Annotated in this window: 20 protein-coding genes; 10 read left to right on the top strand and 10 right to left on the bottom strand. The window is 42.0% G+C overall.

What is annotated here, in order from left to right; genetic code table 11:
* Nucleotides 1-2: 2 nt before the first annotated feature.
* Nucleotides 3-650 (top strand): hypothetical protein, encoded by a 648-nt coding sequence (locus G327_RS0104500; RefSeq protein WP_019613572.1) that lies wholly within the window; start codon nucleotides 3-5, stop codon nucleotides 648-650.
* A 2-nt stretch (nucleotides 651-652) separates the two neighbouring features.
* Nucleotides 653-994: a hypothetical protein gene (locus G327_RS0104495; protein ID WP_019613571.1), complete on the top strand. Its 342-nt coding sequence runs from the start codon at nucleotides 653-655 to the stop codon at nucleotides 992-994.
* Nucleotides 995-1,064: 70 nt separating this feature from the next.
* Here G327_RS0104495 and G327_RS0104490 read toward each other — a convergent pair whose 3' ends face one another.
* Nucleotides 1,065-2,297 (bottom strand): methyl-accepting chemotaxis protein, encoded by a 1,233-nt coding sequence (locus G327_RS0104490; RefSeq protein WP_019613570.1) that lies wholly within the window; start codon nucleotides 2,295-2,297, stop codon nucleotides 1,065-1,067.
* Nucleotides 2,298-2,508: 211 nt separating this feature from the next.
* A complete protein-coding gene (locus G327_RS0104485; protein WP_019613569.1) occupies nucleotides 2,509-4,020 on the bottom strand; it encodes a CYTH and CHAD domain-containing protein in 1,512 nt (503 codons plus the stop codon).
* A 178-nt stretch (nucleotides 4,021-4,198) separates the two neighbouring features.
* Here G327_RS0104485 and G327_RS0104480 point away from each other — a divergent pair, with 178 nt between their 5' ends.
* The 3 genes from G327_RS0104480 (at nucleotide 4,199) to G327_RS0104465 (ending at nucleotide 6,898) form a co-directional block, all read left to right on the top strand.
* Nucleotides 4,199-4,879, top strand: a complete 681-nt coding sequence (locus G327_RS0104480) for a TIGR00153 family protein (RefSeq protein ID WP_019613568.1) — start codon at nucleotides 4,199-4,201, stop codon at nucleotides 4,877-4,879.
* A gap of 18 nt (nucleotides 4,880-4,897) precedes the next feature.
* Nucleotides 4,898-6,163, top strand: a complete 1,266-nt coding sequence (locus G327_RS0104475; protein ID WP_019613567.1) for an inorganic phosphate transporter — start codon at nucleotides 4,898-4,900, stop codon at nucleotides 6,161-6,163.
* A 126-nt stretch (nucleotides 6,164-6,289) separates the two neighbouring features.
* On the top strand, nucleotides 6,290-6,898 hold the full coding sequence (locus G327_RS0104465; protein ID WP_019613565.1) for a TIGR04211 family SH3 domain-containing protein: 609 nt from the start codon (nucleotides 6,290-6,292) through the stop codon (nucleotides 6,896-6,898).
* Nucleotides 6,899-6,949: 51 nt separating this feature from the next.
* Here the strand turns inward: G327_RS0104465 and G327_RS25915 are convergent, their stop codons facing one another.
* From G327_RS25915 to G327_RS27025, 3 genes are all read right to left on the bottom strand, one after another.
* Nucleotides 6,950-7,768, bottom strand: coding sequence for a general secretion pathway protein GspB (locus G327_RS25915; protein ID WP_019613564.1), 819 nt, complete (start codon nucleotides 7,766-7,768; stop codon nucleotides 6,950-6,952).
* Nucleotides 7,768-9,396, bottom strand: coding sequence for an ExeA family protein (locus G327_RS0104455; protein WP_019613563.1), 1,629 nt, complete (start codon nucleotides 9,394-9,396; stop codon nucleotides 7,768-7,770). Before G327_RS0104455 ends, G327_RS25915 begins: the two co-directional genes overlap by 1 nt.
* 199 nt (nucleotides 9,397-9,595) lie before the next feature.
* Complete coding sequence (locus G327_RS27025; protein WP_019613562.1) at nucleotides 9,596-11,314, bottom strand: AAA family ATPase; 1,719 nt, start codon at nucleotides 11,312-11,314, stop codon at nucleotides 9,596-9,598.
* Nucleotides 11,315-11,437: 123 nt separating this feature from the next.
* Here G327_RS27025 and G327_RS0104445 point away from each other — a divergent pair, with 123 nt between their 5' ends.
* Together G327_RS0104445 and G327_RS0104440 are read left to right on the top strand one after the other, a co-directional pair.
* Entirely contained in the window at nucleotides 11,438-12,670 is a 1,233-nt protein-coding gene (locus G327_RS0104445; RefSeq protein ID WP_019613561.1) for a multifunctional CCA addition/repair protein, read from the top strand.
* Between the two features lie 35 nt (nucleotides 12,671-12,705).
* A complete protein-coding gene (locus G327_RS0104440; protein ID WP_019613560.1) occupies nucleotides 12,706-13,422 on the top strand; it encodes an ABC transporter permease in 717 nt (238 codons plus the stop codon).
* 22 nt (nucleotides 13,423-13,444) lie between these two features.
* Here G327_RS0104440 and G327_RS0104435 read toward each other — a convergent pair whose 3' ends face one another.
* The 3 genes from G327_RS0104435 to folB are packed head-to-tail and all read right to left on the bottom strand — an operon-like array spanning nucleotide 13,445 to nucleotide 15,119.
* Entirely contained in the window at nucleotides 13,445-14,248 is an 804-nt protein-coding gene (locus tag G327_RS0104435) for an undecaprenyl-diphosphate phosphatase (protein WP_019613559.1), read from the bottom strand.
* A gap of 35 nt (nucleotides 14,249-14,283) precedes the next feature.
* Nucleotides 14,284-14,766, bottom strand: a complete 483-nt coding sequence (folK, locus tag G327_RS0104430) for a 2-amino-4-hydroxy-6-hydroxymethyldihydropteridine diphosphokinase (protein WP_019613558.1) — start codon at nucleotides 14,764-14,766, stop codon at nucleotides 14,284-14,286.
* Nucleotides 14,766-15,119, bottom strand: a complete 354-nt coding sequence (gene folB, locus G327_RS0104425) for a dihydroneopterin aldolase (protein WP_019613557.1) — start codon at nucleotides 15,117-15,119, stop codon at nucleotides 14,766-14,768. Before folB ends, folK begins: the two co-directional genes overlap by 1 nt.
* Before the next feature lie 137 nt (nucleotides 15,120-15,256).
* Between folB and plsY the strand changes: the two genes are divergently transcribed.
* The 3 genes from plsY to gloA all read left to right on the top strand — a co-directional run bounded on the left by plsY (nucleotide 15,257) and on the right by gloA (nucleotide 16,869).
* Nucleotides 15,257-15,853, top strand: coding sequence for a glycerol-3-phosphate 1-O-acyltransferase PlsY (gene plsY / locus G327_RS0104420; protein ID WP_019613556.1), 597 nt, complete (start codon nucleotides 15,257-15,259; stop codon nucleotides 15,851-15,853).
* A 92-nt stretch (nucleotides 15,854-15,945) separates the two neighbouring features.
* Nucleotides 15,946-16,374: a c-type cytochrome gene (locus G327_RS0104415; protein WP_019613555.1), complete on the top strand. Its 429-nt coding sequence runs from the start codon at nucleotides 15,946-15,948 to the stop codon at nucleotides 16,372-16,374.
* A gap of 90 nt (nucleotides 16,375-16,464) precedes the next feature.
* Nucleotides 16,465-16,869, top strand: a complete 405-nt coding sequence (gene gloA / locus G327_RS0104410; protein ID WP_019613554.1) for a lactoylglutathione lyase — start codon at nucleotides 16,465-16,467, stop codon at nucleotides 16,867-16,869.
* A 57-nt stretch (nucleotides 16,870-16,926) separates the two neighbouring features.
* On the opposite strand, the gene trpS is transcribed toward gloA, so the two are convergent.
* Nucleotides 16,927-17,928, bottom strand: coding sequence for a tryptophan--tRNA ligase (gene trpS, locus G327_RS0104405; RefSeq protein WP_019613553.1), 1,002 nt, complete (start codon nucleotides 17,926-17,928; stop codon nucleotides 16,927-16,929).
* 134 nt (nucleotides 17,929-18,062) lie between these two features.
* Nucleotides 18,063-18,737 carry a ribulose-phosphate 3-epimerase gene (gene rpe / locus G327_RS0104400; RefSeq protein ID WP_019613552.1) on the bottom strand — a complete coding sequence of 225 codons (675 nt, stop codon included), beginning with the start codon at nucleotides 18,735-18,737 and terminating at the stop codon, nucleotides 18,063-18,065.
* Nucleotide 18,738: the final 1 nt, after the last annotated feature.

Here is an 18,738-nt window from a genome sequence, read left to right as displayed (position 1 = left end):
TTATGAGCTTTTTTAAATCACTGTTTGCAAAAAAACAGCCTGTACCAACTCGAGTATTAACACACCCGAATGAACTACAGGAAAATGATATTTTCACTTTTGGTGACAGCTTTTCTTTACCCCTGGCAATGCGAAAACAACAGCTTCAGGTAACGGACATTCAGACCATTGAGTTCAAACATGAGCACTATGCGAAAATAACAGCGCAAGGCGGCGGCCCGCAGCAAATTTACTTAAGCTTTCCGAGAAACCCGCAAAAACTGGTAAAATTCAGCCTGCTTCTAAATAGAAATGACGTCGAAACCCTGTTTGATTTAGATGATTTTTCTGAAATTTTTGAACAGCCGGGCAATGCTCGCTTAAAACCCATCATTACAAAACATGATTACGCTGATATGGTTGCTGATGAGTATATACAGCAGGACTTTATGACCACAGGTTATCTACATCAGGAAGACTACCGTACTACAGTTCCGCCACAGTATAATGAAGATAAACACGGCCAGGAGTTTGAGTTTTATTCCCTGGAAGGTGGTCAGGGGCAGCGCTTTATTGACATATTTATTTTCGAAAATGGTGATACCGATGTATATTTGTCTTTTTTAAGGTCGGCCAATGAAATTGCTGAGTTATGGATAAAAGGAGAGTAAACATGTCTAAGAAAGAACTGCCTGAAAAGTGGCAGCAGTCAGCAAAGGTCATTAAAGCAGTACAAATTGCATTTGATATGGATACTAAACTGCAGTACAGCATTAGGCGCAGTGCATTAGACAAAGGCATCAGCCCGTCAGAGCAGATTCGTCATTTATTAGAATTACCAACTCATAAAAAACCTAAACGTCCGCGTTTAACAGTCAGTTTAAGCAGTGATGACTATCAACAGTTAGGTGAACGTTACCAGATACCGGCAGATCAGCAGCTGGAAATAAAAAAATCTGTGATTGAAGAGTTAACTCAGTTTGCACTAAAAAGTGAATTTAATAAATCAGAATAGTTTTTAGTAGCCCTCAAAAAAAAAGCACTTCAATTGAAGTGCTTTTTTATCGCCGATAAACTCTGTACTGTTATCCGTTTACCCCGTTATTTAAATCCTGCGCATGCTTAGTAATTGTTTCCGTCATTTCAGTCACCTCTTTCAGTACGGTCACCGAACCTTCAACCACCTCTTTTACCTGATCTAGGCTTTCGTTAATATTCGCCGCCACTGTAGTCTGCTCGTCGGCAGCCGATGCAATCTGATAATTCATATCAGATATATGGTGGATCTTATCAACAATACCAGATAATTTTGTGCCGGCCTGAGTAACCTGATCCACGCCGACATCCGCTTCATGGACACTTTTCCCCATCAGACCAACTGCATCCTGAGCGCTAGTCTGCAGCTGTTCAATCATACTTTGAATTTCAACCGTCGCATCCTGCGTACGTTTGGCCAAGTTACGAACTTCATCGGCAACAACAGCAAAACCGCGTCCAGCCTCACCTGCACGGGCAGCTTCAATAGCCGCATTTAATGCTAATAGATTGGTCTGTTCTGAAATACTGCGGATCGTATCAACAACACTGCCGATCCCTTCAACTTTTAATTCTACATTATTCACTGCATCTGCTGAGGCACCGATATTGCCCGATAATGAATTAATGGTAGAAATAGTGGCATCAACAAACTGATTACCTTCCTGAGCCACTTCCGAGGCTTCTGCTGTAGAAGATGATGCACTGCCGGCATTAGCCGCCACTTCTTTAACCGTCGCGGTCATTTCATTCATTGCGGTGGCAAGCTGCTCTATCTGAGCAAACTCCTCCTCCATCGAATCATTAATGATTTCCATACAGATTGATAGTTGTTCACTAACTTCGGTCAGCTCACCGGCACCTTTTGCATGAGTTTGAAAAACAGCCTGTAACTTTCCAGATTCCTGACAGACTAGTGCCGCAACACTGCCGATTTCATCTTTTGGAAGCTGTTGAGCATAATTGTCCAGAGTCCCCTGCTCGATAGCGAGGGACAGGTTCTGCTTCATCACTTCAATCTGTTTTTTTATTATCATTACCATCCAATATAAAACCCCGAGGAAAATCAAACTAAAAATCAGACCTGACCAGAAGTTGTAGGTATTAACAAGTGCGACAGGATCCTGTGCCTTAGAAATCGCCTGGTCACTTAATATCAGGCCGGCAGTTAAACTTTTTGTGATAAATAAGAAACCGCCGATCAGCAGCATAATAAGCCATTTCCTGGTCAGAGAAATATTCGCAAATCGGTTTTCAATTCCATTTAATTTTAAGATTGCCATTTTTATACCCACATAGTGATTTATTTTTACCCGGATCCAGGCTTAGGCTGAAAGATCAGCTAAGCTGCTGTAGATTTGGTCGGCTGAATATCAACAAAGTTTAGAGCTAATATCCAAAAACCGTATTACAAAACAATAAATACCTCCGTTCTGTGATCTTCAGTTAGATCAGTTAATTATCTTCATAAAATCAGGAAAAACAATACAACTGTTATTCCTCAGTACTATGCCAGTAGATCTCTTTCAAGACAGCCTGCTGTTTAGACTGTTCTACGGCGTGCAGTAAAGATTCTTCTTTGCGTTTTATCCATTTGAAATATTCACTCTGCAGCTCACTGCTATCTTCCTGCTCGGCAATATCCACAATAACATTGAGCATTGCTAACCCCTCTATGCCCTGTTTTATATCCAGCCAGGGAGAGCGGAAGACCATGCTTCTTTCCCGTGAAAAAACATTACCGACGCTTAAACCAGTCAATAAAGTACCTTCTAACAGCCCCTGACAGGATAATATATGAGAGGTTGAGCTGACTTCCTGTTCATTCAGAGCAAGCATTAATTCTCCCCAGACTGTATCTAAGCAATTACTGGAAAAGGCTTTTATAGTATTTGCATTGTCATTTGAAAAAGTACTTTTTTCAAACTGAATTAACCAGTTGGTAAACTTAAGAACGAATTGACAATATCTTGTTGAACAAAGTAACTCTACGACAGACTGCTGACTCGGCAGCTGTTCATTCTGAGCCTGCAGTTTTTTTACCAGTGATTTGTATTTCGGAAGTTTGCGCAGGTAAAAACCTTTATCTTCCAAAAGACTTTGATTAATAAAACGTTCATCCAGCCAGGAAAAAGTACGGGCTAACCAGTGCAGGTCTTCAATCCAGTTTGCTTCAAGTAAAACAGGCTGTGCATTTTTAAACAGTTTTAAGTTTTGATGCAGAAATTTAATACCGTGCAGAAGCTCTTTTAAAGCATCATCATTAAACTGCTCACAGTAACTATGTTCATGGTACTGGATATGACGTAAGCCGTGCTGCATATTAGTAAGCAGAGCTTGTTCAACCGACATTGACGGGGTTAACGGCGAGTGTACAAGCGGCTTTATTTCAAAGCGGCTCCCATCTGCAAGCATGTAGCCACGCTGTGCTTTACTGACATTTCCTAAGCGCGCCTGAGGTAATAAAGCAATATCACCACCTAATATAAACAGTTGTTTTTCATCACCTTTAACTAATTCAAGTTCAATTTCGCAGATTTCTATCTTGCCCTGATTGGTTTCAATAAAACCTTTATCATAGGCAACTTCAATTAAGGTATCATCCGGCATTTCCACCAGCCAGGTCTGACGTTCAAAATCAGTACTAAAAATAGGAATTAACTCATTCTCTAATTCTTTAATACTGCAGTTTTCCGGCCATATTTTACTGTTAAAACGAGCAAGCTCAGGACGAAGCCCCTCGATCACTTCATTATATTCCGGTCGCTGATGTAATCCGCCTATTACTCGACCGGCGGTTTTCACAGTTTGTACCGATTTATCATCACAGGTGCGGACACGCAGACACATCGCCATTTTACGTAACGAGCGCCCTGCAGTATCAAAATAAACATTATGCAGAAGCTGTTTTTTATTGGCGATATAACGATGGGTATTAATCGCTTCATATAGTTCAAGCTCAAATTCAGTGCTGAAAAAAAACTTAATCTCTATCTCTGTTTCCATATTTTATTTACCAAAAACCTATACAAAGTGGATGCTGCGATCAATTTAGATCGTAATAATTTATGAATTATACTAAATTCATGTTCAATTGTGTGCAAAAGAAAGATAACATGCGCCGCATATTTGTTGTTCATTTTGATCATTTATACGGTATCAAACCTCAAAAATAGGATGAATCATGCCAGTTAACTCAATATTTGGAGTCTTTGCAAAGTCTCCAATTAAACCCATTCAGGCGCATATTGACAAAGTTGCTGCCTGCAGTGAATTATTAGTACCTTTTTTTAAAGCTAGTCATGACCAGAACTGGGCAGAAGCAGACAAAGTAAGAAAAAAGATATCAAAACTTGAAAAGCAAGCTGATGAACTAAAGCGTGAATTACGTTTAACGCTGCCGAAGGGGCTGTTTATGCCTATCGCGCGTGGTGATTTACTCGAACTTGTAAATCGTCAGGATAAAATCGCCAATGCAGCTAAAGATATTGCAGGCCGTGTTTTCGGTCGACAGCTGCAGCTGCCGAGTGAAATATCCGGTGACTTTATGACTTATCTGCAGCGCTGTTTAGATGCTGTTCAACAAGCCAGAAAAGCAATCAATGAGCTTGATGAATTATTAGAAACAGGCTTTAAAGGTCGCGAAGTTGATGTCGTGACTAAAATGATATCAGAACTTGAAATGATTGAAGATGATACTGATTCATTGCAGATCAAACTACGCCGCGGCCTGTTAGCCGTAGAACAGCATTACAATCCTGTGGATGTAATGTTCCTTTACCAAATTTTAGAATGGGTGGGCGGCCTTGCCGATCACTCAGAATTAATCGGCACACAGCTTGAACTTATTCTTGCTCGCTCGTAACGTTCATTAGGATTTATCATGGATATTTTAACTACATATGGCAGCACGCTGGTAATATTTGCAGCGGCAGTGGGTTTTCTTATGGCCTGGGGCATTGGTGCAAATGATGTTGCCAATGCAATGGGTACCTCTGTAGGTTCAAAAGCCTTAACTATTAAACAGGCGATCATTATTGCAATGATTTTCGAATTTGCCGGTGCATATTTAGCGGGTGGAGAAGTAACCTCTACTATACGTAAAGGTATTATCGACGCCAGTTTTTATGTTGACCAACCGGAATTATTAGCATTTGGCATGACGGCGGCGCTACTGGCAGCCGGCTGCTGGTTAATTATTGCTTCATATTTCGGCTGGCCGGTATCAACAACGCATTCAATTGTTGGTGCTATTGTTGGTTTCTCCGCTGTCGGCGTTGGTGTTGACAGTGTTACCTGGAGTCAGGTCGGCGGCATTGTCGGCAGCTGGATTGTTACCCCGCTGATATCCGGTATTATTGCCTATATGATCTTCATGAGCTCGCAGAAGTTAATCTTTGATACCAGCGATCCGATCAATAACGCTAAACGCTATGTTCCAGGCTACATGTTTTTAGCTGGTTTTATGCTCTCTTTAGTGACCATTACCAAAGGTTTAAAACACGTTGGGCTGCACTTCTCTACCGGTCAGGCATTTATGCTAGCAGCACTTATCGGTATAGCTGTTGCCGTTATCGGTAAGGTATTCATTAACCGTGTTAAAATCGATCCTAAAGCTGACAAAGATATGCACTTTGCCAATGTTGAAAAGATCTTTGCGATATTAATGATAGTAACAGCCTGTGCAATGGCATTTGCACATGGTTCAAACGATGTAGCCAATGCAATAGGTCCGCTGGCAGCTGTTGTTAGTATCGTTGAAAGCAATGGAGAAATTGCCGCCAAAGCAACTCTGGCATGGTGGATTTTACCACTTGGTGCCGTTGGTATCGTACTCGGTCTAGCTATTTTCGGTAAACGTGTAATGGCAACCATAGGGACTGGTATTACTCATTTAACACCGAGCCGTGGTTTTGCCGCTGAGCTGGCAGCTGCATCAACGGTGGTAATTGCATCGGGCACCGGTTTACCTATTTCAACAACACAAACTCTTGTTGGTGCGGTATTAGGTGTCGGTATGGCACGAGGAATCGCAGCTCTTAACCTTGGAGTTGTCCGTAATATCGTTATTTCATGGGTAGTAACACTACCGATCGGCGCCTGCCTGTCTATTGTATTCTTCTATATTTTAAAAGCAGTTTTCAGCTAAGCGGAAGTCTACCCTGATAATAGAAAAAGAGAGCTTCGGCTCTCTTTTTTGTATCAAATGCTTTTCCTTGCCGGAAATTACTTTTAGAATAAACCTTCATTCACTCCAGCTAACAGGATTTTTTCCTTGAAAATAATAAAATTTGCGATAACACTGCTTTCTCTAACGCTTTCTTTGAATGTATCGGCAGCAACACGTTATGTCAGCGACGATGTATTTATTTACCTGCATTCAGGGCCAAGCTTAGATTACCGTATTATCGGTACTATCAAAGTCGGCGCATCTGTTACGACTTTAAAATACGATGACAGCACTAAATTTATGCAGGTAAAAACGCAAGCCGGAAAAACCGGCTGGGTTAATAATAAAGAATTACAAAAGTCATTACCTGCCAAAACGATGCTGCCGGCTGTACAGAAAGAACTTAAACAAGCACAAGCTAAATTAAGCAGTATTGCAGCAGAAAATGACAAAACTCTCGCTGACAAAATACAATCAATTTCAGACAAAGAAGGCTTAATCACAGCACTGGAGAGTGAAAAAATTGTGCTTCAAAAGACAATTGACGAGCTAAAAGCGCGCAACTTAGAGCTGGACCTGCTCCAGGATACTAAAGATGAACGAGTAAAAATGGAATGGCTGCTGAACGGCGGCGGTGTACTGTTATTTGGCTTATTACTTGGTTTACTTATTCCTTTTATACCTCGTCGTAAAAAGCGTCAGAATAACTGGTAAAATTAGGGCCTTAAAGTCAAACGCACACAGCAGTGCGTTTGACTTAATAAGCTAATAACCTTTCCAGTCCGTCAATGACTCAAGGCTGAAGCTCTGTCTTCCTATACGGAATATACTGCGCTGCGGCTGGATTTCAATAAGTTTAATTTTCCCGGCGGCGTCAAACTGCCCTTCACGTAAATCTTCACCATTAATGCGGATCCAGCGATCTTCAACAATCGTAGAGTACACATGGAAGTCATAGCTCATGGCTGGAACTTTCTCCTGAAATGCATAACCCATCTGATTGATATCACTCCCGTCTCCTGTTTCCTCTTCCTCAATTGCAGGACTCTTAGCAGCGGCTTGGCTCTCTAATACGGCCAGTTTAAAACGCTTCTGTAAATCATCGGATACCTCACTGTAATCCAGTTCCTGCGGTATTTTTTCAGACCCAGGTTCTGCCGGCGCTACATTACTACTGTTTTTCTGTTCCGCTGTTACTTGTTTTTTTGATTTCGGCAGTGCCGACACTAGGATTTGCTCAGGCTCCTGCACTTTGACCTCAGGCAGCGGTTTTGTAACAAAAGTTAATTTTTCAACCGTCCCGACAGCTGGTTTTTCACTTCTGCTGACAGGCTGCTCAGCAGTTACTTTCTCTGTTTTCTGCACGCTGTTATTTTGAACAATAACAGGCTGCTGGCTGTTTACCCCGCTAAACGGATGAAACTGCATGTAAATCAATACGCCTAATAAGCAGATAATGACTAACAATGCCGTTAATAATGCGGCTTTCCATTTTAAATTATCGTTTTCTAAGAGCATGTTATCGTGAATTTGAGTATTCTGACTCGCCTGCTGTTTCTGTAATGCTTGTAAAATTGTCGACATTAGTTACTGCTCTCCATCAAACGAGGCAGCTCAGGGTTAGCTAACTGCATCAACGGCATCATAGTCCGAAAACCAACGAGACCATCATCTGATAACCCCTGCGCTCTTTGAAAAGCGCTGACCTGCTGCAGTAGTTGTAAATCAAAACGATCTTTATCCTCTCTAGCCAGTCCCTGCACCTTATTAAGTTGTGTTACTAACCAGGCCACCTGCTCATTCTGCTGACCAAATTTAAGTACTTTCTGCTCTGCAAACGGAGCCTGCCATAGAATAGTTAAATTACCTGTCCAATATTGATTAAACCAGGTTTCAGAAACCCTTATCACCTGCCCGTCAATCAAAAGCTGATATTTATCACTGACTTTATAAAGAACTGCATACAAGCTATCCTGAGCATTGTTTTCTAACTTAATGATACTGGGATAATTTAATTTTTTTAGTTTTTTTAAACTACTGTTTATCGAGTAACAGGACAACAACGCCCCTTCACCCTGCCCGCAGTCCACATTGTCAATATCAGCCTGATACCCCCACACCGCATATAAATTCAGCAGCGCATTATCAAAAGATGCGTTGGATAATTGTAAATCAGGATAAGCATCAAACCACTGCGGCGCCTCTTCAACGGACGGCGCCTGAATTACCGGTTCACTCACCTGCTTTACCTCTTCTAACTGCGGAACTTCCTGCAGTACTGCGGCTCCTGGCTGTGCATCGTTAAAACGAGCAAGTATTTGTGGTGCCTGTATTCCAGTTAACATACATAAAACAATCAGCGTGGTTATTCGCCAGTTATTGATGATAAAAGAGCCGTTATTTTCGCTTAATTCCATTTCAACACCGGCTTTCTTCACCACAGCTACGGTTACTTTCGGCACGTTCTGCGTATAGGCACATAATAAGCAGCGGTCACAGAGCAGGTTAATTAAACGCGGAATGCCCTGGCTAGCTTTATAGATGTGCTTCAAAGCATTACGCTCAAAAATAGGGAAACACGCACCTGCGACATTGAGGCGGTGCAGAATATAATACTCACTTTCCTGACGGCTTAAAGGCAGCAGGTGATAACGAGCAGTAATTCGCTGTGCAAGCTGACGAAGTTCTGTTTGTTTTAACTTCTGCTGCAGTTCAGTCTGGCCGATTAAAATAACCTGCAGGGGTTTTTTATTATTAGATTCGATATTAGTTAATAAACGCAGCTGCTCTAATACAGAAAAGCTTAAATGCTGTGCTTCATCGATTAATACAATGGCACTTCGTCCCTGCAGATGATTATTCATCATCCAGACGGTTAGTGCATCAAATAGCAGTTTTAAGCTGATTTTGTCTTGGTCGTATTCAATCTTAAATTCATCACAAACCGTCGCTAATAACTCTATTTCAGTTAATGCCGGATTAAGAATAAATGCAATATCCGTATCTATAGACAGGTTCTGCAGTAAAGAACGGCATACAGTTGTTTTGCCGGTTCCAACTTCACCGGTTAATAATACAAAACCACCATTACCCTGCAGGCCGTACTGTAAATGTGCAAGCGCTTCTTTGTGACGTTCGCTTAAAAACAGAAAATCAGGATCTGGAGAAATCGAAAAGGGTTGTTCTTTTAAAGAGAAAAATTCTTGATACATTACAAAGCCTAAAGAAAATAGCGGCAACGAAATTAACTGCCTGTCAGCCCCTGACACTAATAGCGCAGGAAAACAATGCAGCTATTTTAGTCGACAATACAGTTCAAGAGCAATTTATTCAGTCAATAATCAACCAGGGAAGGGAGATAGCTCAAGAAGGAACTCCCTTCCTTAACTAATCAAAGCTGTTGTTATTATCTTATTGTTCATTTAAATGCACCTGCTTGTGAACATCCCGGTATGTTTTTATCCAGAAAGGCATACCAAACAGCGATCCCGGTAAGTGCTCAGCAGCCTCTTTAGCTACTTTAAAACCATGATACTGACCGGAAATAACAACATACCAGGGTTTATTATTGCGCAGTGTCTGATAAATATAAATGTCCTGCCGAGGCAGGTTATGCTGTACAAAAAAACGACGCAGAACAACTGGAGAGGCAAAACCAGACAACTGCACAGTATATGCTGCAGGGGATACAGCCAACAACTGCTCACTTGGCGTAAACATCTGCTCTACTGATTGGTTTTCAGCTGGTTTCTGCAGCTGAACAATATCTTGTGTCTTCTGTTCTAGGCTCGGTTCAGGCCGCAGTTTTATTTCACTGTCTACTGTTTTAATGGCTTCCACAGCATTAACCTGCTTTGATACCGGCGGGGCTTTCGTTTTATTTATTACTGGCGGCGGGATATCTGCCGGCTCACTGTTATTTATGACAGCTGTCGACTTGGCACTAAACGGCTCAGCTGTATTTCCCTCAACTAGCGGCGGCACACTAAGTAACTCTGTTTTATTGATCTCAATTTCCGGCTGGAGAGTATAGAATTCTGCTTTATCAGCAGTCGCGGCAGTCTCTACGCTAAAGTAATTCATGATATAAACCAGCTGTGCAGCATTCAATCGCCTCAAGGACAAGATTTCACTGCTCGTACTTTTTTCAAAATTTTCGATATGCTCAGGTGCAGGTACAGGGCTTGATTCAGTCTTTACTGCAGCGGCTTCGAAGCGGGCAAAAACTTTTGGGGCCAGCATTACCGTCAATAGACATATACAACCTAATATAATGACCGTAGGCACATATTTAAGAGAAGGAAGAAGAAAAGGCTGCTTAATTAATAATTCAGTCTCAAATCCCGCTTTTTTTACCAGAGCCGCGGTTACTGCTGAGCAGTTTTGTACATATGCACATAGCAGACTGCGATCACACAGCAGGTTAATTATTCGCGGGATCCCCCCGCTGACTTCAAAAACAAGTGACAAAGCCTGCTTATCAAAAACGGGGCCGTATACACCAGCCACATTTAAGCGGTGTCGAATATAGTCCTCGCTTTCTTGGCGGGTCAAAGCTAATAGATGATAACGAGCAGTAATCTGTTGTGCTAACTGGCTAAATTCACTCCGTTTCAGCAGCTGCTGCAGTTCAGTCTGACCAATCAAAATGACCTGTAATACCTTTTTATTATCTGCTTCAATATTTGCTAATACAGATAACAGCTGTAAATCAAGAAAACTCAAATGCTGCGCTTCATCAATTAAAATAATAGCTCGATGCCCCTGCTGATGATTCTCGAGCAGCCATGCTGTTAGTAGCTCTAACAATGTTTTCAAACAGATATTGTTAGAATCATAGGCAATTTTAAACTGATCACAGACAGATTCTATTAACTCAACTTCAGTTAATGCCGGGTTTAAAATAAAAGCAATATCTATATTTTCTGCATGATCCTGCAATAGCGAGCGGCAGACTGTTGTTTTTCCGGTACCTACCTCTCCCGTAAGCAGAACTAGCCCGCCCCTGCCTTCTAACCCATGCCTTAAATGTGCAAGCGCTTCTTTGTGGCGCTCACTCAAAAACAAAAAAAATGGGTCTGGAGAGAGCAAAAAAGGGGGTGTTTGTAATGAAAAAAATTCCTGGTACATAGCAAAGTCCCAAAAAATAGTGACAACACAGTTAATTATAGATAGCCAAACCAGTTGAAGATTCCTGCATCTTGCAGCGCCTTGCGTATATAATAGCTAAAGAAATAATAAAGAGGGAAAACAATGCAGGTATTTTTAGTCGGCGGCGCAGTTCGGGATAAACTATTACAACTTACAGTTAAAGACCGCGATTATGTGGTAATCGGCACTACCCCGGAAAACATGCTGCAGCAGGGCTACCAACAGGTTGGTAAAGACTTTCCGGTATTTTTACACCCGCAGACCGGTGAAGAATACGCCCTTGCCCGTACTGAGCGCAAGCAGGGTTGTGGTTATACCGGTTTTGAGTGTTACGCCGGGCAGGATGTCTCACTTGAAGATGATTTATTGCGCCGGGATCTAACCATTAATGCCATAGCTTTATCCGAACAAGATGAGTTGTTTGACCCCTACCAGGGCTTAGAAGATTTACAGACAAAAACATTACGTCATATATCCCCTGCATTCAGCGAAGATCCACTCAGGGTTCTACGGGTCGCACGTTTTGCAGCCCGCTTTTTTAAACTTGGATTTAAAATCGCCCCGGAAACACTACTGCTGATGCAGACACTAAGCAGCAGCGGTGAACTGGATCATTTAACGGCCGAGCGCACCTGGCTTGAAACAGCAAAAGCACTGCAGACAGACAGCCCGCAGATCTATTTTCAGGTCTTACGTGACTGCGGTGCGCTGGGTGTATTATTTCCTGAACTGGATTGTTTATTCGGCGTTCCAGCACCGAAACAGTGGCATCCTGAAATTGATACCGGTATCCATACACTAATGGTTGTTGAGCAGTCAGTAAAACTTTCAGACTGCTTGGCTTTTCGTTTTGCCTGTTTAGTGCACGACCTTGGAAAAGCACTGACCCCTAAAGAAAACTGGCCAAGTCATAAGGGCCATGGTGTTTTAGGTCTGCAGACAATTAGAGATTTATGTCTGCGCCTCAAAATTCCCAATGAATGTCGTGATTTAGCATTATTAGTGAGTGAGCACCATACCCTGGTACACAGTGCATTTGAGTTAAAAGCGTCAACACTGGTTAAGTTAATGGATAAAAGTGATGCCTGGAGAAAACCGCAGCGGTTTTTACAAATGCTGGAATGCTGTATTGCAGATACCAAAGGCCGTACTGGTTTTGAAGATAAAGATTACCCCAATGCGCACTATATCTGGCAGGCTTTCCAAACCGCAACAACTGTAAATGTACAAGATATAATCAAAAAAGGTTATGCCGGAGCGCAGATTAAAATGCAGCTCCAGCAGGCGCGTATTGATGCAGTTAACCTTTATAAACAGAAAATATTAACCCCTTAATATTCATCTTATAAAACTTTAGAAGATATATATTCATGGAAAATACACTTTCAATCATCGCACTGGATAAGCTGGCAATTGCTTTTCTTCCTGTTTTAATCGTGCTGGCTATTTTATTTAAATGGTCATTAAACGGGAAATTTGCCTTATATGCATTGTCGCGCATGCTCATTCAGCTGCTGTTAGTCGGTTATTTTCTCAGTTATATTTTTGATAATTCGAGTGCTTGGATAGTTGTCACCATGCTGCTGATCATGGTGCTGTTTTCCAGCTGGATAGCCCTGGGTAATATCAAAGAACTGCGGTTGATATTATTAAAACGAGCCCTGTTTTCTATAACGCTGGGCGGCTGCTTTACCCTGCTGGTGATCAGCCAGGGGGTGCTTGGATTAGACCCCTGGTATCAGGCACAGTCAATAATTCCCCTGGCAGGTATGATTTTCGCCAGCTGCATGAATAGTGTCAGCCTTTCTGGAGAGCGCTTTTATGCAGAGTTAGAACGGGGTTGTGACTATATCAGCGCCCGGAAAACAGCCTTTCAAGCCTCAATTATTCCTAATACCAATGCTTTGTTTGCTGTCGGTTTAGTTTCCCTGCCAGGCATGATGACCGGACAGATCCTCTCCGGTACCTCTCCGTTTATTGCCGCCAGATATCAAATAGTGGTGATGTGTATGGTATTTGCATCAGCAGGCATGGCATCAGCTTTATTTTTAATACTGAGCAGACATAGCAGCAAAAGCGCTAGATAAAATCATAGCAGGTAATAGAAACCTAGATTCCGGCAAGTACATAAAACAGAGTCGCGCCAAGAATTAAACGATAAATAACAAAGGGCAGCATGCCGACTCTATTAAGCAGTATCAAAAATGCATGGATACATAAAATCGCACTGATAAATGAGATGCCGGCTCCTAAAAACAAAGCACTCCAGTCTACATACTCGTCAGATAATATAAATTTAAGCATGTCATAACCAGAAGCCATTGCAATAATCGGAATTGACATAAGAAATGAGAAACGCGCGGCTGCATTACGTGTTAACCCCAGCATTAAACCTGCGGTTATCGTGATGCCAGATCGGGATGTTCCAGGGATCAGGGCCAGTACTTGAGCAAAGCCGATAATAAGCGCACCTTTTAAGCCCGTCTGGTATTCAGTTTTTACCTGCTTAGCCTTCGCATCCGCCCACCACAATAATAGACCAAAAATAATAGTGGTCACAGCAATCACATAACCGCTGCGCAGATAGGTTTCAACCAGTGACTTACCAAAAAAACCCACTAAAGCCGCTGGAATAGTAGACCAGATAATCCACCAGGCCAGCTTACTGTCCCGGGTCTGCTGCTTAGTACGCAGAGAATTAACCCAGGCCCGCAGCATTTTTATTACCTCATAACGGAAGTAAATTAATACCGCGGATAATGTGCCGATATTCAGTATCAGATCAAAGGCTAACCCCTGGTCCTGCCAGCCTAGCAGCTGTGACGGTAGAATCAGGTGCGCGGAGCTGGAAATGGGTAAAAATTCAGTTAAACCTTGAATCAAGGCTAGTACTACAATCTCAAGCAGTGACATTTTTATTCTCTTTTCTTATTTCAGGCAGTAAAAAGTTAAAGTATATCTTCAACTCGCCATAATTTTTGTTTGTCTTTGGGGTAATCCTGCCAAAGTTTCTGGTAAGTTTTTCCTAAAGCGGGATGTATCAGCAGCGGTGCTAATTCTGCTAACGGTTTTAATACAAATGCATTGCGGGTTATTTCACCGCGCGGTAAATCGATCTCAACATCAATCTGCTGATCATATAAAAGCAGATCCAGATCTAAGGTTCGAGGGGCAAACTTGATCGCATTATCGATCCGGCCGTGTTTTCGTTCGATTGCTTTTAATTTAACAATCAAGCTATGAACATCCAGATCGCTTTGTAGTTCAACCACCAGATTATAAAAATTAACCCCGGAAAAACCCACGGCTTCACTTTCATAAAGCGGCGAAACCTTTAAATCACCAAACTCAGCCTGAAGAGACTCCAGCCCTAAGCAGACATTGATGCGTTTATTAATGCTTGAGCCAATACCGATAAAAACCTGTGCCACTAGCGGGTACCACGCTCGATCTGCACACCTAATGACTGTGCCTTTGGCAGTGCGCCCGGCTTATGCAGGGTTACTTTTATCCAGGGTACCGGATACTGCTCCATAATAAGTGAAGCGACTCGCTCAGCCATCGTTTCAAGCAGTTCAAACTGATGGGTCTGGGCAAACTTATTTACCGTTTCAGATACGCTGAAATAATTAAGCGCTAAATCTATATCATCATCAGCGGCTGCCGGTCTGTTATCAAACGCCATCTCTAAATCAAAGTAGAGTTTCTGCTGCAGTGATTTTTCCCAGTCATAAACACCAATGGTGCTGATAACTTCTAACTGTTTAATAAAAACAATATCCATCGAAGAACCTATTTGTTATTTTAAAACGCTATCTCTTATACCTAAATCCACGTACTATCAGGTTGTAATCAATGACCTTTTTTGCAGTAGATTGTTAAAGTGCGGTATTTTACCTGATCGAGAAGAAATAAATACAAATGATTATCCTGACCACTTTATTATTTATCAGCGCAGCTTATCTGATCGGCGGGCTTAACGGTGCAATATTACTGTGCAGGGTTAAAGGCTGGCCTGATCCCCGCGGACGCGGCTCAAAAAATCCGGGCGCAACTAATATTCTGCGCTTACACCACGCACAGGCTGCCAGCACGGTTCTTATTTTTGATCTGTTAAAAGGCACTATCCCCGTATACCTTGCTTATTTTATCGGCTATTCGCCGTTTGCAATAGGTTTAATAGGCATCGCCGCCTGTCTTGGCCATATTTTCCCTCCCTATTTCCAGTTTAAAGGCGGTAAAGCTGTCGCCACCGGCCTCGGTACTCTTCTCCCTCTAGGTATGGATATGACCGGCCTGCTGCTTTTAACCTGGCTGTTTACCATCGCCGTCAGCGGTTATGCTTCATTAGCCGCGATTGTTACCGCAATTCTGGCCCCCGTTTTTGTTGAGTTTATAAAACCGGAGTTTACTACCCCGGTAATTATGCTTTCGGTATTAATTATTCTTCGTCATATCAGCAACATTCGACGCTTATTAACAGGTAAAGAGAAAAAAATAGTGAACTGGAAACAATAATGCCCACAAAGAGATTGGTTGTTATAAACAACCTCGTTATAATTAACATTTTTACAACATAGATAATCACCAACATAAAACTGGAGTTTCTAGTGCATCTTATTAAACGTATTACCCTGCTAATCGGCTTAACAATCAGTTTGTTCAGTACAGCAAGTTTTGCTCAGGATCTTTCTGAAGGTGCCATTGCCGATCGCATTGCGCCGGTAGGTGATGTTTATTTAGATGGTGAAATTGCAGTAGCAGGTCAAAGTTCAGATTCAGACGAACCTGCAGGTCCGCGTGACGGTGAAAAAATTTATAATACTTACTGCGTTGCCTGTCACGCAACGGGAGCAGCCGGCGCACCGAAAAAAGGTGATGCTGCGGCATGGGAGCCCCGCATAGCACAGGGTCAGGAAACCTTATTAAAACATTCACTCGAAGGTCTGAACGCAATGCCGGCTAAAGGAACCTGTGCAGACTGTAGTGATGATGAAATGGCTGCTACGGTTGAATTCTTAACTAAAGGCCTGTTTTAAAACAAAGCCCTTATCGGCATTTTCAAGCCACCTTTGCGGTGGTTTTTTTGTTTCTGAACTATTTAATTTTAATAATATCTAGAGGTTAATATGCGCTTATTACATACCATGTTACGTGTTGCTGACTTACAAAAATCGATCGATTTTTACACTAACGTTTTAAATATGAATTTAATCCGTCAGTCTGAAAACAGTGAATACCGATATACACTGGCGTTTTTAGGTTATGGTGATGAAAAAGACACAACGGTTCTTGAATTAACCCATAACTGGGACACCGATGAATATGACTTAGGTAATGCTTACGGTCATATTGCTATTGAAAGCAATGATATATATGCAGCCTGTGAAACAATAAAAAACATGGGTGGAGAGATAACACGTGAAGCGGGCCCGGTAAAAGGGGGAGCTACGGTTATTGCTTTTGTAAAAGATCCGGACGGTTATATGATTGAATTGATCAGTGCAAAAGATGCAGGTAAAGGCTTAGGTTAAAAGCAACCAACATAAAAAGGCTGAATAAAATCAGCCTTTTTATTAAACAAACATAGACTATTTCGGCAGAAAACCGATTTTGTCGTACACTTCAGCTAAAGTCACAGCAGCACGTTCACGCGCTTTTGTCGCCCCTACACGAGCAATCGCCTGTAATGCAGTTTCATCTTCGCGCAGCTCTTTATAACGCGCCTGAATAGGCTCCAATAAAGATACAACGGCTTCAGCTGTATCTTTCTTTAAATGCCCGTACATTTTATCTTCGTATTCAGGAATTAAGCTGTCAATTGGTTTACCCGTTGAACAGGAAAGCAGGGTTAATAAATTTGAAACCCCCGGTTTTTCAAGTGTGTCAAAATAGATACGCGCCTGTTCGTCTGAATCTGTTTCCGCACTTTTGATTTTCTTTAATATTTTTTTCGGGTCTTCCAGCAAACCGATAAAGTTTTTAACATTATCATCTGATTTCGACATTTTTTTAGTTGGTTCCTGCAGGCTCATAATACGTGCACCGTGCTCCGGAATAGCCGGTTCAGGAACAACAAATGTATCGCCGTAGGCATTATTAAAACGTGTTGCAATATCACGAGCCAGCTCAAGATGCTGCTTCTGATCGCTGCCTACCGGCACGCGGTTCGGGCCGTAAAGTAAAATGTCAGAAGCCATCAGTACCGGGTAGCTGAACAGGCCGACATTGATATTAGTCACATTCTTCTGCGATTTATCCTTAAACTGCGTCATGCGGTTTAACTCACCCATCTGGGTATAACAGTTTAAAATCCACGAAAGTTCAGCATGCTCAGGTACTTGAGACTGGATAAACATAGTACTTTTCTGCGGATCGATACCCACAGCCTGGTACATTGCTAAACCGTCATAAATTGCATTACGTAATGCTTTTGGATCCTGGCGTACCGTAATAGCATGTAAATCAACTAAGCAGTACAGGCAGTCATGGCTTTCCTGCATTTCTACCCACTGGCGTAATGCGCCCATGTAGTTACCAATGGTCAGTGAACCCGACGGCTGACAGCCGCTTAATACAATTGGTTTAGTCATTTATCTTTCCTTGCTGCACTTTTACAGCAGCTCTAATAATTCTTAAATTGAACAATAATGTAATCTGAATTGAGCCCTAATACAGACTCAATATAGTTATAAGCATAAATTAGTACGATAGCTTTCTATCAGGACTAACTTTCAGCCGCGGCTAATTCACTACGCATTTCATCAATAACAGTTTTGTAGTCTGGCTGACTGAAAATAGCAGAGCCTGCTACAAACATATCTGCACCGGCTTCAGCAATCTCTTTAATATTGTCAGCTTTAACGCCGCCGTCCACTTGTAAACGGATATCACGGCCGCTTGCTTTGATTAATGCTTTTACTTGGCGCAGTTTTTTCAAGGTATGAGGAATAAATGACTGCCCTCCGAAACCAGGGTTTACAGACATTAATAAAATGACATCCAGTTTATCCATCACATGTGTTAATACTTCAAGCGACGTAGCTGGATTTAAAACCAGACCTGCTTTACAGCCATGGTCTTTAATTAGCTGCAGTGAACGGTCAATATGTTCACAGGCTTCGGGATGGAAGGTGATAATTGACGCACCGGCTTTAGCAAATTCAACAATCATAGTATCAACTGACTTAACCATTAAGTGCACATCGATAGGTGCCGAAATACCGTATTCACGCAGCGCTTTACAAACCATAGGACCAATCGTCAAGTTTGGTACGTATTGGTTATCCATTACGTCAAAATGCACCACATCGGCACCATCGTTCAGAACTTGTTCAACATCTTCCCCTAAACGGGCAAAATCAGCAGAAAGAATTGAAGGGGCAATTAAATAATCAGTCATG

This window comes from Psychromonas ossibalaenae ATCC BAA-1528, assembly GCF_000381745.1.
Classification (GTDB): Bacteria; Pseudomonadota; Gammaproteobacteria; order Enterobacterales; family Psychromonadaceae; genus Psychromonas; species Psychromonas ossibalaenae.
The sequence above is the reverse complement of the archived record's forward strand: the minus strand, read 5'-3'. Positions and strand labels throughout refer to the sequence as shown.

Bases quoted from the DNA above. Each gene is read 5' to 3' on its own strand.
- G327_RS0104500 (WP_019613572.1), top strand. From the start codon at position 3: ATGAGCTTTTTTAAATCACTGTTTGCAAAAAAACAGCCTGTACCAACT.
- G327_RS0104495 (WP_019613571.1), top strand. From the start codon at position 653: ATGTCTAAGAAAGAACTGCCTGAAAAGTGGCAGCAGTCAGCAAAGGTC.
- G327_RS0104490 (WP_019613570.1), bottom strand. From the start codon at position 2,297: ATGGCAATCTTAAAATTAAATGGAATTGAAAACCGATTTGCGAATATT.
- G327_RS0104485 (WP_019613569.1), bottom strand. From the start codon at position 4,020: ATGGAAACAGAGATAGAGATTAAGTTTTTTTTCAGCACTGAATTTGAG.
- G327_RS0104480 (WP_019613568.1), top strand. From the start codon at position 4,199: ATGCCAGTTAACTCAATATTTGGAGTCTTTGCAAAGTCTCCAATTAAA.
- G327_RS0104475 (WP_019613567.1), top strand. From the start codon at position 4,898: ATGGATATTTTAACTACATATGGCAGCACGCTGGTAATATTTGCAGCG.
- G327_RS25915 (WP_019613564.1), bottom strand. From the start codon at position 7,768: ATGTCGACAATTTTACAAGCATTACAGAAACAGCAGGCGAGTCAGAAT.
- G327_RS0104455 (WP_019613563.1), bottom strand. From the start codon at position 9,396: ATGTATCAAGAATTTTTCTCTTTAAAAGAACAACCCTTTTCGATTTCT.
- G327_RS27025 (WP_019613562.1), bottom strand. From the start codon at position 11,314: ATGTACCAGGAATTTTTTTCATTACAAACACCCCCTTTTTTGCTCTCT.
- G327_RS0104445 (WP_019613561.1), top strand. From the start codon at position 11,438: ATGCAGGTATTTTTAGTCGGCGGCGCAGTTCGGGATAAACTATTACAA.
- G327_RS0104440 (WP_019613560.1), top strand. From the start codon at position 12,706: ATGGAAAATACACTTTCAATCATCGCACTGGATAAGCTGGCAATTGCT.
- G327_RS0104435 (WP_019613559.1), bottom strand. From the start codon at position 14,248: ATGTCACTGCTTGAGATTGTAGTACTAGCCTTGATTCAAGGTTTAACT.
- folB (WP_019613557.1), bottom strand. From the start codon at position 15,119: ATGGATATTGTTTTTATTAAACAGTTAGAAGTTATCAGCACCATTGGT.
- plsY (WP_019613556.1), top strand. From the start codon at position 15,257: ATGATTATCCTGACCACTTTATTATTTATCAGCGCAGCTTATCTGATC.
- gloA (WP_019613554.1), top strand. From the start codon at position 16,465: ATGCGCTTATTACATACCATGTTACGTGTTGCTGACTTACAAAAATCG.
- trpS (WP_019613553.1), bottom strand. From the start codon at position 17,928: ATGACTAAACCAATTGTATTAAGCGGCTGTCAGCCGTCGGGTTCACTG.
- rpe (WP_019613552.1), bottom strand. From the start codon at position 18,737: ATGACTGATTATTTAATTGCCCCTTCAATTCTTTCTGCTGATTTTGCC.